Source organism: Lacrimispora amygdalina, from assembly GCF_003432035.1.
Classification (GTDB): Bacteria; Bacillota; Clostridia; order Lachnospirales; family Lachnospiraceae; genus Lacrimispora; species Lacrimispora amygdalina.
The window spans coordinates 67,574-83,912 of the sequence record NZ_QOHO01000026.1 but is presented as its reverse complement, the minus strand read 5'-3'; the positions used below and the strand labels follow the sequence as shown (position 1 = coordinate 83,912).

Here is a 16,339-nt window from a genome sequence, read left to right as displayed (position 1 = left end):
TTACTTATCTTTTCCCCACTTATAACCAAAGCCCCTTACTGTATTGATACATTCCGGTGAAGAAGAATCATTTTCTACTTTTTGCCTTACTCTTCTCATATTTACATCTACAACTTTTATATCACCAAAATAGTCGCTGCCCCAAACACTATCTAGAATTTCATTTCTGCTTAAGACTTTCCCTTCATTTTTCAAAAAAAGTTCTATCAATAAAAATTCTGTTTGTGTAAGCTCAATTTCTTTATCTTCTTTGAAAAATCTTCTAGTCTCCAAATCTAGTTTAAATATTCCCGAAGTTAATATCTTTTTATTTTCTATATTGTTTTCATTATTTATTCTTCTTAAAATAGCATCTATCCTGGCAATTAACTCCATTGGACTAAAAGGCTTAACAATATAATCATCTGCTCCATAGCTGAGTCCTGTTACTTTATCAATTTCTTGACTTTTAGCCGTAAGCATTATGATTCCGATTGAAGAATTATTTTCCCTAGTCTTTTTTAAAACTTTATAACCATCAATTCCCGGAAGCATAATATCTAAAAGCATAATGTCTAATTTTTTTTCATTTTGTATAATGGCTAATGCCTCTTCTCCACTTTCAGCTTCAACTACTTCAAATCCTGCTCTTTTTAAATTAATTACTATAAAGTCTCTTATATCTTCTTCATCCTCTACAATTAATACACGTTTCATAATCTACTCCTTTTTTTAAATTTCCTTTAGTTTTCTATAATCTGCAGCTTATTATCTTTTACCGTAATCTCTTCAGAAAAACTTTCTGATTTTACAAAAATTGCTTTAGAGCTTTTATTAACTGCCTGTACAACTATAGAACATCCTTCAAAAACAAGAAAATCAGCCTCATCTTTTTCACTTAATCCTTGCTTATCACCCCTGTATAATGTACATTTTTCATCATTAAATACTATCAATTCCATTGTTCCATCCATATCTAAATCCTCTAAAATGAAATTGGAACAAGGTGCTGAAAATATTTTTTTGAAATCACTTTCATTCTCTTTGTAAATACCAATATTCTCAATAGTACTCCCTTCCATCTTATAGTCTAGAATAATTTCATTTTTCCTGTCCCCGTCAGCATCTTTAAAAGTTACCGATTCAATGGAATTACCGTATTCACTTATATATGCTTCATTAGTCCACATATCTTTTATTTGTTTTAATATAAGAAATCCTATTTTAGAATCATATGATTGCTTTCCTTCTTCTTTAAAAAAAATAATTGCTTCGTCTTTTTTATCACCATCAATATCTATATATTCAATTGATTTTTGATTTTCACCATAAGATGGGATAATTAATCTTGCGTCTTTAGGTATGAATTTAGCCATAATTTCTGAAATTTGTGACTGTGAAGCTGATAACTTTGGAGGTTTCATAAGACTATCTAATTCATCTTTGTTAGAACATCCTGATGCAAATAATAAAAACATAGATATAACTATAACAACTTTAAATTTCATATGAACATGTAAATCCCTCATATATACAACCTCTTTTTACTATTATCTTTTTGAAAAGTTATTTCTATTAATTATACATAAGAATATCGTATATTTCATCCACATTTTTCAAAAAGAGCCAGCTGAACTGATATCAACTGACTCTTTCATACAATAAATCTTGACACACTTTCAGGATCTTCAACTCGTACTTCTGGTTTTTAGTCAACATTAATCTTCATCATAATTCACCAATTCTATGTTTCCATTCTTTATCTTTATTACTTCATCCGCTTGTTTTGCTAGTTCTTTACTATGTGTAACAACTATCACGCATTTTCCTATTATGTGTGCACTTTTCTTTAACAATGTCACAATTTCATATGCTGTCTGCTCATCCAAATTTCCAGTCGGCTCATCTGCCAACAATACTTTGGAATTACTGGCAAGTGCTCTAGCAATTGCAACCCTTTGCTGTTGACCGCCTGACAACTGTAAAACATTTCTTCTCCCCTCTTCTTTAGTTATTCCCACTTCAGATAATAATTTTTCCGGTTCTCCATCTCCACCAAGCCGAACATTTTCTTTTGGTGTTAAATAATCAATTAGATTATAATTTTGAAATACCAATGAAACATTATTTTTTCTATGAAAATTCAATCCATTCTTTAAAATATTCTCACCATCATAAAGTATTTCTCCCTTTACAGGAATATCCAATCCAGCCAATAAAGATAAAAAAGTTGTTTTTCCTGAACCACTTGGACCTAATACTGCATACATTTTACCTTCCTCAAATCCAATATTTATATCAGATAATATTTTTTTACTTTTATTAGCCTTATAATAGTAATCTACATTTTTCAGCTCCAATATCATACTATACTCTCCTTTTTATATTTCACTTAATATCTCTTTAGGCTTTTTTTTCATAATAGAAACACTTGCCAAAGATACTGCTCCAATAACCATAATAATAACCAGAAGACTAACATTTGTAATAATTTTATAAGTGATATTTGCAGTAGTTCCAACGACCTTCTCTTCAGAAAAATCGTATTCCAGGCCCGCAGTTTGCGCCTTATTTATCTCATCGATTTTATTCTGTTGTTCTTCTTGTTCTGCAACTATATAAGTTGTCAATTTCTGTGATATACTTGGTGATATAAAAAATGATGTTAACAATGAAAATAGTGTAATAAAGCTGGCTTCTATTATCAGTTGTGCTAAAATCTCTAATTTAGATTTACCTAACGCCATAAGAATGCCAATCTCAACTTTTCTTAGTCTTATCCAAAAGATAAAATTCAGAAATAGAATCAAAAACCCAGAGATTATACATATAGCAAACATAACATTACTGATTTTCCCTAGCTGTCCGAGATTATCTGCCAGTACCTCGCTTTTCCCACTATTATCAATTAAATCATATCTTTTCCAATTTACATTCGCTTTTTTTACATTTTCTTTTATCCTATCGTAGTCTTTATTACCATCAATGTTAAATATAGCATATTGATATAACGGATCTCCTTCTGCTCCTATTGGTTTTTCAGGAAATCTCAAATCAGTAAACACAGCATTCTCTGTTCGATAAGTATCCCCTCGCATCAATGGTGTGATTTCTTTCGAGGTCCTATATATACCAATTAATTCTGCTTTATAAATTGTTGAGCCTTCCTTGTCACGATAATTATTAAACTCTAGCAAGTCTCCTATTTTAATTTTATTTTTTTCAGCTATTTCTTCAGATACAACACAAACGTTATGATCTGTTTCTGTCCCCCATCTTCCTTTTATTAACTTAATATTTCCATTTAATATATTTATGTCTTGAGCCATATCCAGGTTTCCATGTAGGTTTACTCCACCCTCGTCATTATACTGATCCCTCTCTGGATCCTCAATCCGTTCAAAATTTACTGGATTTGCTGCAAAAACACCTGTAATTATATTATAAGATTCGATTCCTTCTACATTAGAAATTTTTAGAATATCGTCCATTAATACGGACTCAAATTCATTATTGGGAGATCTTGAAATCGTAGCACCATTTGGCAACTTTTCTATTGGTAGCTCTAATAGTCTTTCTTTACGATCATTCTCATTTAACTCAAGTCTTAAACTTAAACCTACTGCTGCTTTTGATTTATCCTGTGTAGTAACTTGTGCATTTTTGCTAGCCATAGCCGCCATAATAAAACAACTTATACTTAATACTATTATGAATAATAAAATACTTTTGACTTTTTTTCGTAAAACCGAATACAGCCCACGTTTTACTACATTCATCTTATCCCTCCATTTCTGTCAAAACCCCTCTAGGCTTTGCCATGATTATTCTGACCAAAGATAGGCTAATTGAAATAATCAATACTAAACTACCTATGGCGATAACTTTTACAATATCGTATACGTTTAGATTTATATTTAAACCTATTCTTGAATCCTGCCAAGTTAATAACGCTCTTTCTATCCAAGTTGTAATAATATTCCCTACTAATACAGCCACTATTACTGAACACCCAAACAACATAAAAGATTCCAAGCATATTTGTAAAAATACAGATACTTTTCTTTTCCCTAGACTTAATAAAATTGCTATTTCTTTTTTTCTATCCCTTATCCAAATGCCATATATTAAAGTGATAACAATTAAAGAAATAATAACAACTAATATCAAAATAACATTGGTTATCTTCTCAATTTGATCTAGATTCATTTTAAGTTTTTCATACATGGTGTCAGAAACGCTAACCTCTATTTTTTCTCCTAATAAACTTTTCACCTTATCCACTGTATTTTCCAATTTTTCAGGATCCTGAACATAAAGTACTACTTTGTTATAATTACCTTCATTTACTAATTGCTCCATTAATGTACGACTCAAAAAAACCATATTTTCAATTCTGAAAAAAGAGGTTATATTTTCTCCCTGTTTATTTTCTATACTAGATTTATAGATACCGCAAATTTTTCCAGATATAGTTCTGTCATTTTTTGAAAACTCAATTACATCCCCTATATGTAAAGAATTTAGCTCTGCCAGATTATGATTAATAACAACCGAATCCTGACTCATAGGCTTTACCATATCTCCTGATGTTATTTTCATTTCAAGTTCAGAGAATCTACTGTCTTGTGACAAATCATCATAGCCATATAAAGTGATCATATTGTCTCTGTTATCATCTTCTATTTTACCTTTATAGTTTTTAAAATTATGCGGTATAGCATAATCTTTACAAATTCTATTTACATTTGTAATATTTCCTATGGCCAATATATTTTCTAATTCCGTTTTTGTAATAAGATTATCACTTTCTTTTACATCTAATGTTATTTTTGCCTGTGTATTTTTTTTGATTTCTAATTCTGCTTCCTCTGTAACACGCAATATAGAAAGCATACTAATATTCATACAATTAATTATAATGAAAATAAACAATAAAATAAATGACTTGCCTTTTTTTCTCCAAATATATTTAATTGCCCTATTACCAAAAGACATTATATTTTTCTTCCTTCCTTTAATCATTCAATATTAATTTATTTTTTAACTCTAAATATTATAATTTGATCAGCTTTAATCTCACTTTCGTTAACATATTCACCATATATGTAGACAATACTATCTTTTTTTATATCATTAATATCACTCTCTAAATAATTATTTTTATCTGCCGCAGTATCATATTCAATTATCCTTACCTTTACTTCCGAAGAATAATTTACGCTTATTTTTTTAACTCCACTTTGCTCTTCTTCACCAACAGGCATATCTATTTCATTCTCATCAACTGTCATAGGTAAAATTTCAAATCCTAGGTCTGATAACTCAGAAACTATCCCACTTTTAATTGCCTCATCTAAACTAGGTATGTTTTCTGTCTCTCTATTTTTATCTATTTTGATTTGATTATCCTCATTTATACTATTTGGGGTTGTATCTGTATTTTCTTTTTGGCTACAACCTCCTAAAGTTAATACTGCAAATGTCATTATTAATAGTATGTTTTTAAATACTTTCATTTTCTACTCTCCTTTACCATAACTTTTTAACCATCATACCATTTGTATATATAGTCATCATGCTTTTAATATGTTTTTTATATGTTTTTTTTGTTTCTATAAATTAAATTATAAGTATTTCGGCTTACTTTGAGCTACCCTTCCGGTGAGTCAGAGCCATTGTTACTGATCATGGAGCCACTGTTCCATGCCATTACTGGCGCCGTTGCCTGCTACCCGTTTTGATCCGTCAAAAGATTGGGAGCAGTGGAAAGCAAATATTATATTTCATTAATTGCAAAATCTGTTGGGATATTTGAAGGAGATATTTAAAGAAGAAATGCCGGCAAAATTTTACATTCGTGAAGGCCAGATTTTAGACACTGTCCCAGAAAAAGTCTCGAAAGAGAAAATACCTGATAATGCGTTCCTTAACGCGAAGCATTATAATAATTTATCAACAAAAAAACGGATGGCAGTGATCGGATTTCTGACAATAAAAAAAAAGCGGAATTCAACCATGAACGATTGGCTTAGACACAGTTCTTTTTGCCGATACAGAATCCCCGGTATCCTTTCCGCTATTTCTATTTCACACTTTGTTTATTTAAAGTTATCTCAACACACACACCATCTTGTTCATTTTTCATCGCTATTGAAAAATGATGCAATTCTATAATTAATTTAGCAATATATAGACCCAGCCCACTACCACCGGTATTTCTATTTCTTGATTTTTCACCCCGTGTAAATGGTTGAAATAGAGAAGTCTTTTCGTTTTCCTCTATATATGTACCTGTATTTTTTATGCAAATAATTGGATTATCACCTATAATTTTAGTAGAAATATTAATACTTTCTCCTTTTGGAGAATAATAAATTGCATTACTAATTAGATTACTAAATACTTTTTTTATTAAAATTTTATCTGCCGAAATAATACTAAAATCCATTAACATAATTTGAATATTTAGTTTTTTCAGAAGAATCATTTCATCATATTCCTCAATGATGTCGTATAATTCCTCTGACAAATTAATATTTTCCGTTTTTATTTTATACATTGAGGATTGCATATGAGAAGCAATTAAAATTTCTTTTACGAGCTGCTCCATCATACAGATAACTTCAAATGATCGTTTCAAATATTTGTCTTTATCTTTATATCCTCCAACATTATACAACATTCCTTGCGTTTGTCCCTTTAAAATAGTAATTGGTGTTTTTAATTCATGAGATAAGGCCGAAAATAATGTCATTTGCTGTTGTTCGACTTTTTTTTCATATTCTATTTCTTTCTTTAAACTATCATTAGCGGTTCTCAACTCATCTAATGCATTATTTAGATGCTCTGATAGTTCATTTAAGCTTTCTGCTAAATTTCCAATTTCATCATTCCGATTATTATAAAAATGAGAAGCAAAATTTAATTCTGCCAGTTTCCTGGAATATGACGATATCTTTTTAATAGGCATTGTAATATACTTTGTATAAAAATAAGCAATTATAATAGAAATGCAAAGTATACCCATGCAAATCCACACTAAGCTTCTTTTTAGTAATAAGCTAAACCTATTGATTTCTTCACTTTTTCCCAATACTGTCATAGTGTATATTTCTTGTGTATCATTAAAGTTTATCTCATATGTTTGTGTAATACTCTTTCTCTGTAAAACAGAAGCTGTGTTACCATCTGCAACAAATAGAATATTTTCTCCGTAATCAATTTGTTTTCCATTTGAATCAAAGAGCATAATTGCGATATTATAACTATTTGACAAATCCTTAATTATTTCTTTCCCTCTTTTAAAATTCACACTACTAATTTCCTTTATGGTACGATTTATTGCTGTATCTAAATTTCTCTGCAATTCTGTTTGATATAATCTGGGAGTAACGATCAGTATAGAAATATATGTAAGGCCTGTTAGTCCCCACAACACAAAAAGCGTTAATAAAAATACTTTGATTGATAATTTGCTTCTAATTAACCTTATCAATTCTATAGCCGACTCCTTTAATTGTTTCAATATAATCTACTCCTAATTTTTTTCGTATATTTTTTATATGATTATCTACAATTCTATCATTTCCAAGGTATTCGTATTTCCAGACTTTTCCTAAGAGATGTTCTCTTGTTATAATTTTATTCTGATTCATTAATAATTCTCTTAATATCTCAAATTCTTTTTTCGTAAGATCAATTGTCCTCTCTTTAAGTGATACACGGTAATTATCTGTATCTAACACTAAATCTTTATAAAATAATATTTTTTTCTCTTGATCTCCGTTTATTCTTCGTAGTACCGCAGCTACTTTCTTTAATAGGACCGGCATAGAAAAAGGTTTAGTAACATAATCATCAACCTGAAGATCATAACCTCTTATCTGTTCCTCCTCACCTGTAAGTGCTGTAATCATAATAATAGGTATATCAGATTCTTTTCTAATCATTTTGCAAACGGTATATCCATCGACTTTTGGCAACAAAATGTCTAAGAGTATTAAGTCAATACTTTCATAACGATATATTTCTATTCCCTCTATGCCATTATCAGCTACCCTTACTGAATATCCATTATCTTCAAGAAAAAATTTTAATAATTCAGATATGTCTTTATCATCTTCAATCACCAAAATTTTAAACATAACTATTTCATCTCCTTGTGCTGCCCTTAAAAACCTAATCCCCACATATCCAACTATATATTCATAATCTATCTGTTAATCAGAACTATACCATTATTTTACTGATTTTAATGTAATTCAATAATACATATTATTTATATAATAACACGGTATTTATTAGAATGCAGCAATTCATCTAATTTTTTTATTATTCTTTCAACACCGAAAATAGAATTGCACTCTTCCTTGCCACCATATTTTTCAGAATAAAGAATAGAATCATTATTTGTAGTTTTTGAACCATATGCTATATCTCCAATAGACGCACAGTCCACATTTGAATTAGATGTAGATAATGCTTACTTCATTGGAAAATCCCCATGGATTGACATTTATCATTTGGAACGACAACTAAATCAAATTCACAATTCAGCTTCCAATCCTTCATCTACAGATAAAAGGAATAACATAATAAAAACAAAAAGCAGTATGAAAAGTCACCTTCACAGACAACTTTCAAACACACTGCTTTCACATACATTCCATGCACCGATTCCCATATCACAGATTATCTTCTGCAATCCATTTTCATCGTTACAATTCATTAATTTTTTTACACATTACAGTCAAAAGACCTGACACTATTTGTTATTCCATACTCAATCAGCACGAAAGAAACCGACACCATCCAGCTCATTCCAAACCCAAGTGACACCCTAAATTTCTGACACCTTTTTCACCATTCTCGACTCCAATTTTGACACCTTTTGACTCCAATTTGACCCCAAAACCTACGATATTTTACGATAAGAAAAAACACTTCCAAATCATCGCAAAACGCTTAAAACCTAGTCTTTTAGCACCATTCCTTATAATTCATACGGCGTCACCTGATATACATAATAATTTAACCAATTCCCATAAATCGTATTCGCCGCATTCCTCCAGCACAGAACCGGCATCGTATCCGGATCATCGTCCTCATAATAATTACAGGGAATCTCCGGATTCATCCCCTTATCCAGATCCCTGTGATACTCCCCATTCAACGTCATCCGATCATATTCCGGATGCCCCTGAATAAATACCTGTTTCCCATCCTCACTCATCACCATCAAGATCCCGGCCTCTTTCGACTCCGCCAGAATCTTCAGACCCTGATGTTTCTCAATATCCTCTCTCCTAACTTCCGTATACCGTGAGTGAGGCGCCATCACATAATCATCAAGGCTGCGTACCAGCGGCACTTTCCGATCCAGCACCCTATGTCTGTAAATACCAGAAAGCTTTTTATCCCTCTTATACTTCGGTACTCCATAATGATAATAAAGCCCCGCCTGGGCACCCCAGCAGATATGAAGGGAGCTGGTCACATTTGTCTTGCTCCACTCCATAATCTTCGTCAGTTCCTCCCAGTAGTTCACCTCTTCAAATTCCATATTCTCAACAGGTGCTCCTGTTATAATCATACCATCGAACTTTTTCTCTTTTACCTCATCAAAGAACACATAAAATTTATTTAAATGACTGGCAGAAGTATTCTTGGAAGTATGACTTTCCAGCATCAAAAATGTACAGTCCACCTGCAGCGGAGTATTGGACAATGCGCGCAGAAGCTGTGTTTCCGTCTCTTCCTTAATCGGCATTAGATTAATGATCAGGATTTCAAGGGGACGTATGTCCTGGCTTAAGGCCCGGTCCTCGTCCATGATAAATATGTTCTCTGTTTCCAGTATGGCTTTCGCAGGTAAATCCTTTTGTACTTTAATCGGCATAATTTATCCCTCCAGCAGTTTTATGAAATCCTCTTCTGAAATAATGGGCACTCCCAGTTCCTTTGCCTTTTTATTTTTAGATGAATTGGATGTGGTGTCGTTGTTGATTAAATAAGTGGTCTTGGAAGTGACCGATCCGGTGGCTTTGCCTCCCTGTGCCTCGATGGCTTCCTGAAGCGCCTTCCGGTTCTCGAATTGCTCCACTGATCCGGTAATGACGAACGTCATTCCCTCCAGCCGCTTCTCTCCCCCGGTCTCTGCTTCCTGCTCAATGGTTACTTCTGCTAACAGACGGTCTGTCATCTCGTTATTCTTCTCATCCTTAAAATAAGTAATCCAGGCATCTGCCAGCACCTTTCCGATGCCTGATACAGCAGTCAGCTCCTCTTCCTCTGCACGACGCATTCGGTCAAAATCGTAGCGGAATTCCCGGCAGAGCATCTTCGCATTGGCAACGCCGATTCCAGCAATACCAAGTCCGTAGATCAGACGGGGCAGGGTAGTATGAGACGCCTTTTTCACTGCCTGAATTAAATTATCATAAGACTTTTTACCGAAGCCCTCCATCTGGGTAATGGCTTCCTCATGCTGGTCTAAATGAAATATATCGGCAAACTCCCGGATAAATCCGGCTCCGATAAACTTCTCCAATGTAGCTTCTGATAAACCATCAATATTTAACGCATCCCGGCTTACAAACAGGGAAAAGCCCTTGATCCGCTTCGCCTGGCAATCCGGGTTGGTGCAGTATAAGCTTTTTACGTCATTGACTTTACGGATCTCAGTCCTTCCGTCACAGACCGGGCATCGGTCCGGTATCTTTATTTTTCCGCTTCTGGTTAAATTGTCAGCAATCTGGGGAATAATCATATTCGCCTTATAAACTGTGATCTGATCCCCTTCTCCAAGCTCCAGAGCTTCCATAATGCTTAGATTATGCACACTGGCGCGGCTTACCGTTGTCCCCTCTAACTCCACCGGTTCAAAGATGGCTACCGGATTAATCAGACCGGTTCTTGACGCACTCCATTCAATTTCCGTCAGCGTTGTTTCCCGGATCTCATCAGCCCATTTAAATGCAATGGCATTGCGGGGGAACTTGGCAGTCCGTCCAAGTGACTCTCCGTAAGCGATATCATCAAACAACAGCACCAGGCCGTCTGATGGAATGTCATATTCCGGCACGGTCTTTGCAAATTCAGCCACTGCCTCACCTATGGTATCCTTCGTTACCATCTTGTAATCCACAACATCAAAGCCCTGGGCTATCAGCCACTGAAACTGCTCATTTCTGGAGTTTTTAAAATCAACACCTGCAGCTGAAACAAGAGTAAATGCCTTGAAATTCACGTTTCGGCGGGCGGTGATCTGGTTGTTTAACTGTCTGACGGAACCGCTGCATAGATTTCTTGGATTCTTATACTTTGCGGTAACATCCTCAATCTCATCATTAATCCGGTTAAAATCGGAATATTTTATCACGGCCTCTCCCCTTAAAACCAGTTCTCCCTGGTATGAAATAGTAAGAGGGATATTGGCAAATACCCTGGCATTGTTGGTAATTACCTCTCCGATTTCCCCATTTCCCCGGGTAACTGCTTTCAAAAGAGTTCCCTCCCGGTAGACTAAGACTACCGTCAGTCCGTCCAGCTTCCATGAGAGTATTCCTCTCTGGTCTCCCAGCCAGTCGGCTAAATCCTCCGTACTTTTCGTCTTGTCCAGAGAAAGCATGGGGGAATCATGGGCTTCCTTGGGCAGCTCACTTAATACCTGATAACCTACGTTCTGGGTTGGGCTGTTGGAAAGAACAATTCCGGTTTCTTCTTCCAGCGCCGCCAGTTCATCATAGAGACGGTCATACTCATAATTGCTCATGATTTCCCGGCTCTCCTGATAATAGGCCTTTCCTGCCTCCTGCAACAGGGTAATCAGTTCTTTGATTCGATTTAATTTATCGTCCATCAGATTTCTCCTTTTTCTGTTCTTGATAGGAAAGACTGGTCGAGCCTTTTAAAGACTCCTTCATCTGGTGGTATTCACGCCGGGAAAGTTCACGATAAGCACCCGGCTTTAAATCTCCTAATTCAATATTCATGATCCGCATTCGTTTTAACATGCGTACCTCAAAACCAAGCTGGCTGCACATTCGCCGGATCTGACGGTTTAACCCCTGGGTTAATACGATGCGGAATGCCTTCTCTCCCGCTTTCTCTGCAAAGCAGGGTTTTGTGGTTACGTTTAACTCGGAAAGAGTGACGCCCTTTCGCATCTTTCTGATGAAATCATCTGTGACCGGACGGTTCACTTTTACTAAATATTCCTTTTCATGAGCATTACCGCTGCGCATAATTTTATTCACCAGATCTCCCTGATTGGTCATGAGAATCAGACCCTCAGATTCCTTGTCCAGTCGGCCTATGGGATAAATCCGCACAGGATAATTTACCAGATCCACGATGTTGGGAGCCCGGTCCTTGTCTGAGGTGGTGCATACCACTCCCCGGGGTTTATGGACTGCTAAAAAGACAGGCTCTGCCTTATGTCCGGCTTCGCCCTTGGCTGCGTGAACAGAGCGGCCCTTGACCATAACAGACTGTCCCGGAAGCACCTTTTGCCCCGGCACTGCAGCCTGTCCGTCGATTTTAACCTTCCCTGTCTCAATGAGCCGGTCAGCCTCCCTGCGGGAACAGACACCTGCCTCACTTAAATATTTATTCAGACGGATTCCATTTGCATCCATAGTTGTTCTCCCTTACTGTTTGCTAGATAAAAATTATAACATTGCAGGAGGGTAACGTCAAATTTTTATCTGCATTTTAAAATTGATTTTTCTTTTATAAATGGTAAAATATGGTTTGCTTTTTTCAACAAAAAGTATTATAATAATAAATATCATTATTACTTAGGAGGATTTGGTTATGCCATGGACACAGAATTTATCAGTTGGGATATCAATGATTGACGATCAGCATAAGATGTGGTTTGAGAAAGCAGAAGCACTTTTTGACGCAGGAAAGAATAACAAAGCAAAGGAATACGTGGGAGAGCTGTTAGATTTTCTCGACGATTACACAAAAAAGCATTTTGCAGACGAGGAAGTTTACATGCAGAAGATTCATTACCCGGGTTATGCCGAGCAGAAGCAGGCTCACACCGCTTTCATTGCCCAGCTATCCAAACTTAGAGGCGATTATAAATCTTCAGGCGGTAATCTGCTTGTTATTTTAAATGCAAATCAGATGGTGCTGGAATGGCTGACAAAACACATTTCAAATATGGACAAGAAGATCGGCGAATACGCAAAGACTGCCCATTAGAAGGAGAAGAGGACTTAAATGCAATTCCATTCAAGCCCTCTTTTTATTATTCTTACGTAAACTTATAATGCACTTCACAGCCGTCAGAAATGCGGTTGCAGATATTTACCACCCGCTCCATGACAGCCGTAATCTTGCTGTTTTCCATCTCAATGTTCATTACCTTCAAGTCTTCTGAGATCTTTATTACCTTCACCCCATCGACCTTCGCAATCTCCCGCTCAATTTTTCTGGCCTTCAGCCGGTCTGACAGGGCGTAAACGTGGTAACTCCTGTTCACGCTTCTCCCTCCTTTCTATGAGTGTCCTACCCCTATTGTAGACAATCAGAAGGGATTTTAAACATTACAGGAACGCCCTTGCAGCAGTGGTAAATAAAAAACAGACTATCACACCGGTAACAGTCGGTACAAGCCAGGATAAAAGGGTCCATTTCATGCTTCCTGTCTCCTTTCTTATGGTCAGACAGGTGGTGGAACAGGGCCAGTGCATGAGAGAGAAAAGCAGGGTGCTGACAGCAGTCACCCAGGTCCAGCCATTGGCAGTTAAAAGATCCCTTAATATGGATAAATCATTGATTTCCCGTATGCTTCCTTCAGAAAGATAGGCCATAATCATAATGGGAACAACGATCTCATTGGCTGGAAAGCCAAGGATGAATGCCAGAAGAATCACGCCGTCAAGACCGATTACTCTGGCAAAGGGATCTAAAAAACCGGAACAGCGGGATAATATTGTCATATCTCCCACTGAGATATTGGCCATCAGCCAGATTATCAGACCAGCCGGAGCTGCTACTGCAGCTGCCCTTCCAAGGACAAATAGCGTCCGGTCAAATATGGACCTGACAATAACCTTTCCGATCTGGGGTCTTCGGTAAGGGGGCAGCTCTAAGGTAAAGGAAGAAGGAATCCCCTTTAGTATGGTTACAGAGAGAATTTTGGATATTACAAGGGTCATCAGAATTCCAAGAAGAATAATACCTGACAGGATACCCGCAGATAATACAGTGGAAAATGATCCCGCCGCTCCTCCGATAAAAAACATGGTAATAATTGCGATCAAGGTTGGAAAACGCCCGTTGCAGGGGACAAAGTTATTGGTGATCATTGCAATGAGACGTTCTCTTGGAGAATCAATAATCCGGCAGCCTACAATTCCTGCCGCATTGCAGCCAAACCCCATGCACATGACGGAGGAAATCTATGCTTTTTTGCTGCCTGGAGGCTCCGGCCGGTAGCAGATCCGGACAGTCAGAAACCGTTTGTCTCTCTGATCCGGATCTTTCCTGGACTGGAAAATTTCAATACGGTCAATAAACTGTTTTAAAAGATCGGGAGAAGGAATCCTTTTTTCCACTAATTCATTTAACAACCGGTCCACATCATGTTCTGATTTTTCCCTGCTTATCCACACAGATGAAGTGGTTTGCTTCAGGGCATCTGCTTCTGCCTTAATCTCCCTCTGCTCCTGTTCATAGGAAGCGAGAAGCTTATAAAAACGTTCTTCCTTCACAATTTCATTTACACGGTCCTCGTAAAGCTTTCCAATAACACGGTCGATCTCCTTTTCCCTCTTTTTTAAAGTTTCAACCGCCTGTTTATCTTCCGGATTATCTGCCTTTTTTCCGTATTCTTCCAATTCCAGGGCCAGTTCTTTTCGCTCTTTTTCCGTCAGGGTGATAAGTGCTGTAAGCTCCTGAGACACAATCTGGCAGAGAAGACCATAGTCTATGTAGTGATTGGTGCATGCCGCTTTGCCATACTGCTTATATCCGCTGCATACCAGCTTTCTTTCATCCTCATGACTGCCTCCGGTTGTGGTCATCGCTCTTTTACAGTCCCCGCAGTAAACCAGTCCGGAAAATACATTGGAAAATTGGGTTAATTTTGATCTTTTCCGTGTGATAGACCGCCTTCCTGCCTGCTCAAACATTTCTCTGGATACAATAGGGTCATGCATGTTTTTTACAACTACCCATTCCTCTTTCGGTATGCTTAAAGTGATCTGACTTTTAAAGGACAGCTTGGAGGATTTCCCCTGAACGATATCTCCTGCATAAACCGGATTGGAAAGAATCTTACAGATAGCGCCGGAGGTCCAGCCCCTCTCTCCTTCCACATTCTCCAAACACATTTCATGGTGCAGAAAACGGCGGTAACCGGCAGGAGTTTTAATACGCTTCTCATTAAGCAGCTTTGCGATACTTAAAGGCGACTCTCCCCTTAAGGCCCGTTCAAAAATATCCCTGACTACCCGGGCCGTCACAGGATCAATTAAAAGATGGTTTTTATCCTCAGGGTCTTTTCTGTATCCGTAAGGGGCAAAATTTCCGATAAATGCTCCCTCTTCCATTTTGGTTCTTAACGCGCTTCGGATCTTTTTCGATGTATCTCTGGCATACATTTCATTGACAATATTCTGAAAAGGGGCCAGATCATTTCCCTGACTCTTTGAATCGTAACCGTCATTTACTGCAATATAGCGGACACCTTTGGCTGGAAAATAAATCTCTGTGTACTGTCCTGTGAGTATGTAATCTCTTCCCAGCCTGGAGAGATCTCTGGTAATTACCAGATTCACCCTGCCTGCCTCTATATCTGCAAGCAGCCGCTTCCATGCCGGACGGTCATATGTAGTACCGCTGTAGCCGTCATCTGCATATTCTCCATAGATAAAAAAGCCATGCCGGGCAGCATAGGAACGCAGCATGGTCCGCTGGGTACTGATGCTTGCACTTTCCCCCGTTCCATCATCCTTGGAAAGGCGCATGTAGAGTGCGGCTTTATACTGACCTTCCTTTCTGCTTATGGCCCTGATCATATCTGATGCCGCTGTGCTTCCAAACGTTTTTTTAACAGACTGAGAACCAGCTCCTTTACGGAAGCCTCTCCTTTATAAAAATGCTCTACTAAAATTGCAGTCTGCTTCCCTCCCCATTTTTTCTCATAGATAATCTCTTTGGACAAATCCATGATTCTCACCTCCTGAAAAATCTTATTCAGAAGGGGTTGTACCATATACATAAGTGAAACTGGCTGTATTCTGCTTGTGCTCTCTTATCTGAACTTGCATCACATGATTTTAGAATTTAAGATATAGCCGAATATAAGACAGGACAGGAAAAATCCATTATATGATTT

15 protein-coding genes and 1 pseudogene are annotated in these 16,339 nt (G+C 36.8%); 1 reads left to right on the top strand and 15 read right to left on the bottom strand.

Features of this window, described 5'->3' with window-relative positions:
- The 11 genes from DS742_RS09460 to DS742_RS09410 form a co-directional block, all read right to left on the bottom strand.
- Positions 1-696 (bottom strand): response regulator transcription factor, encoded by a 696-nt coding sequence (locus tag DS742_RS09460; protein WP_117416747.1) that lies wholly within the window; start codon positions 694-696, stop codon positions 1-3.
- Positions 697-722: 26 nt separating this feature from the next.
- On the bottom strand, positions 723-1,508 hold the full coding sequence (locus DS742_RS09455; protein ID WP_117416746.1) for a hypothetical protein: 786 nt from the start codon (positions 1,506-1,508) through the stop codon (positions 723-725).
- 189 nt (positions 1,509-1,697) lie between these two features.
- Positions 1,698-2,345, bottom strand: a complete 648-nt coding sequence (locus DS742_RS09450; RefSeq protein ID WP_117416745.1) for an ABC transporter ATP-binding protein — start codon at positions 2,343-2,345, stop codon at positions 1,698-1,700.
- Positions 2,346-2,360: 15 nt separating this feature from the next.
- A complete protein-coding gene (locus tag DS742_RS09445; RefSeq protein ID WP_117416744.1) occupies positions 2,361-3,758 on the bottom strand; it encodes an ABC transporter permease in 1,398 nt (465 codons plus the stop codon).
- A 1-nt stretch (position 3,759) separates the two neighbouring features.
- Positions 3,760-4,977, bottom strand: coding sequence for an ABC transporter permease (locus tag DS742_RS09440; protein WP_170313409.1), 1,218 nt, complete (start codon positions 4,975-4,977; stop codon positions 3,760-3,762).
- A 38-nt stretch (positions 4,978-5,015) separates the two neighbouring features.
- Positions 5,016-5,498 carry a hypothetical protein gene (locus DS742_RS09435; RefSeq protein WP_117416742.1) on the bottom strand — a complete coding sequence of 161 codons (483 nt, stop codon included), beginning with the start codon at positions 5,496-5,498 and terminating at the stop codon, positions 5,016-5,018.
- A gap of 566 nt (positions 5,499-6,064) precedes the next feature.
- Positions 6,065-7,507, bottom strand: coding sequence for a sensor histidine kinase (locus DS742_RS09430; protein ID WP_117416741.1), 1,443 nt, complete (start codon positions 7,505-7,507; stop codon positions 6,065-6,067).
- A complete protein-coding gene (locus DS742_RS09425; protein WP_117416740.1) occupies positions 7,461-8,126 on the bottom strand; it encodes a response regulator transcription factor in 666 nt (221 codons plus the stop codon). Before DS742_RS09425 ends, DS742_RS09430 begins: the two co-directional genes overlap by 47 nt.
- Positions 8,127-8,974: 848 nt before the next feature.
- A complete protein-coding gene (metA, locus tag DS742_RS09420; protein ID WP_117416739.1) occupies positions 8,975-9,880 on the bottom strand; it encodes a homoserine O-acetyltransferase MetA in 906 nt (301 codons plus the stop codon).
- Positions 9,881-9,883: 3 nt separating this feature from the next.
- Entirely contained in the window at positions 9,884-11,842 is a 1,959-nt protein-coding gene (gene ligA, locus DS742_RS09415; RefSeq protein WP_117416738.1) for an NAD-dependent DNA ligase LigA, read from the bottom strand.
- Positions 11,832-12,620, bottom strand: coding sequence for a pseudouridine synthase (locus DS742_RS09410; RefSeq protein ID WP_117416737.1), 789 nt, complete (start codon positions 12,618-12,620; stop codon positions 11,832-11,834). The genes ligA and DS742_RS09410 overlap by 11 nt, the downstream gene beginning before the upstream one ends.
- Before the next feature lie 178 nt (positions 12,621-12,798).
- On the opposite strand from DS742_RS09410, the gene DS742_RS09405 reads away from it, so the two are divergent.
- Positions 12,799-13,197 carry a bacteriohemerythrin gene (locus DS742_RS09405; RefSeq protein ID WP_117416736.1) on the top strand — a complete coding sequence of 133 codons (399 nt, stop codon included), beginning with the start codon at positions 12,799-12,801 and terminating at the stop codon, positions 13,195-13,197.
- A 52-nt stretch (positions 13,198-13,249) separates the two neighbouring features.
- Here the strand turns inward: DS742_RS09405 and DS742_RS09400 are convergent, their stop codons facing one another.
- The 4 genes and pseudogenes from DS742_RS09400 to DS742_RS28780 all read right to left on the bottom strand — a co-directional run bounded on the left by DS742_RS09400 (position 13,250) and on the right by DS742_RS28780 (position 16,171).
- Positions 13,250-13,477, bottom strand: a complete 228-nt coding sequence (locus DS742_RS09400) for a hypothetical protein (RefSeq protein ID WP_117416735.1) — start codon at positions 13,475-13,477, stop codon at positions 13,250-13,252.
- Between the two features lie 64 nt (positions 13,478-13,541).
- Positions 13,542-14,387 (bottom strand): annotated as a pseudogene (locus DS742_RS09395) (nucleoside recognition domain-containing protein); the annotation flags it as partial.
- Between the two features lie 12 nt (positions 14,388-14,399).
- A complete protein-coding gene (locus tag DS742_RS09390) occupies positions 14,400-16,019 on the bottom strand; it encodes a recombinase family protein (protein WP_117416733.1) in 1,620 nt (539 codons plus the stop codon).
- Positions 16,016-16,171: a hypothetical protein gene (locus DS742_RS28780; protein ID WP_170313408.1), complete on the bottom strand. Its 156-nt coding sequence runs from the start codon at positions 16,169-16,171 to the stop codon at positions 16,016-16,018. The genes DS742_RS09390 and DS742_RS28780 overlap by 4 nt, the downstream gene beginning before the upstream one ends.
- Positions 16,172-16,339 lie beyond the last annotated feature (168 nt).

Excerpts from the sequence above, each read along its gene's own strand:
- DS742_RS09390 (WP_117416733.1), bottom strand. The coding sequence starts at position 16,019 with ATGATCAGGGCCATAAGCAGAAAGGAAGGTCAGTATAAAGCCGCACTC.
- DS742_RS09435 (WP_117416742.1), bottom strand. The coding sequence starts at position 5,498 with ATGAAAGTATTTAAAAACATACTATTAATAATGACATTTGCAGTATTA.
- DS742_RS09425 (WP_117416740.1), bottom strand. The coding sequence starts at position 8,126 with ATGTTTAAAATTTTGGTGATTGAAGATGATAAAGACATATCTGAATTA.
- metA (WP_117416739.1), bottom strand. The coding sequence starts at position 9,880 with ATGCCGATTAAAGTACAAAAGGATTTACCTGCGAAAGCCATACTGGAA.
- DS742_RS28780 (WP_170313408.1), bottom strand. The coding sequence starts at position 16,171 with ATGGATTTGTCCAAAGAGATTATCTATGAGAAAAAATGGGGAGGGAAG.
- DS742_RS09405 (WP_117416736.1), top strand. The coding sequence starts at position 12,799 with ATGCCATGGACACAGAATTTATCAGTTGGGATATCAATGATTGACGAT.
- DS742_RS09410 (WP_117416737.1), bottom strand. The coding sequence starts at position 12,620 with ATGGATGCAAATGGAATCCGTCTGAATAAATATTTAAGTGAGGCAGGT.
- ligA (WP_117416738.1), bottom strand. The coding sequence starts at position 11,842 with ATGGACGATAAATTAAATCGAATCAAAGAACTGATTACCCTGTTGCAG.
- DS742_RS09445 (WP_117416744.1), bottom strand. The coding sequence starts at position 3,758 with ATGAATGTAGTAAAACGTGGGCTGTATTCGGTTTTACGAAAAAAAGTC.
- DS742_RS09455 (WP_117416746.1), bottom strand. The coding sequence starts at position 1,508 with ATGAGGGATTTACATGTTCATATGAAATTTAAAGTTGTTATAGTTATA.
- DS742_RS09450 (WP_117416745.1), bottom strand. The coding sequence starts at position 2,345 with ATGATATTGGAGCTGAAAAATGTAGATTACTATTATAAGGCTAATAAA.
- DS742_RS09440 (WP_170313409.1), bottom strand. The coding sequence starts at position 4,977 with ATGTCTTTTGGTAATAGGGCAATTAAATATATTTGGAGAAAAAAAGGC.
- DS742_RS09460 (WP_117416747.1), bottom strand. The coding sequence starts at position 696 with ATGAAACGTGTATTAATTGTAGAGGATGAAGAAGATATAAGAGACTTT.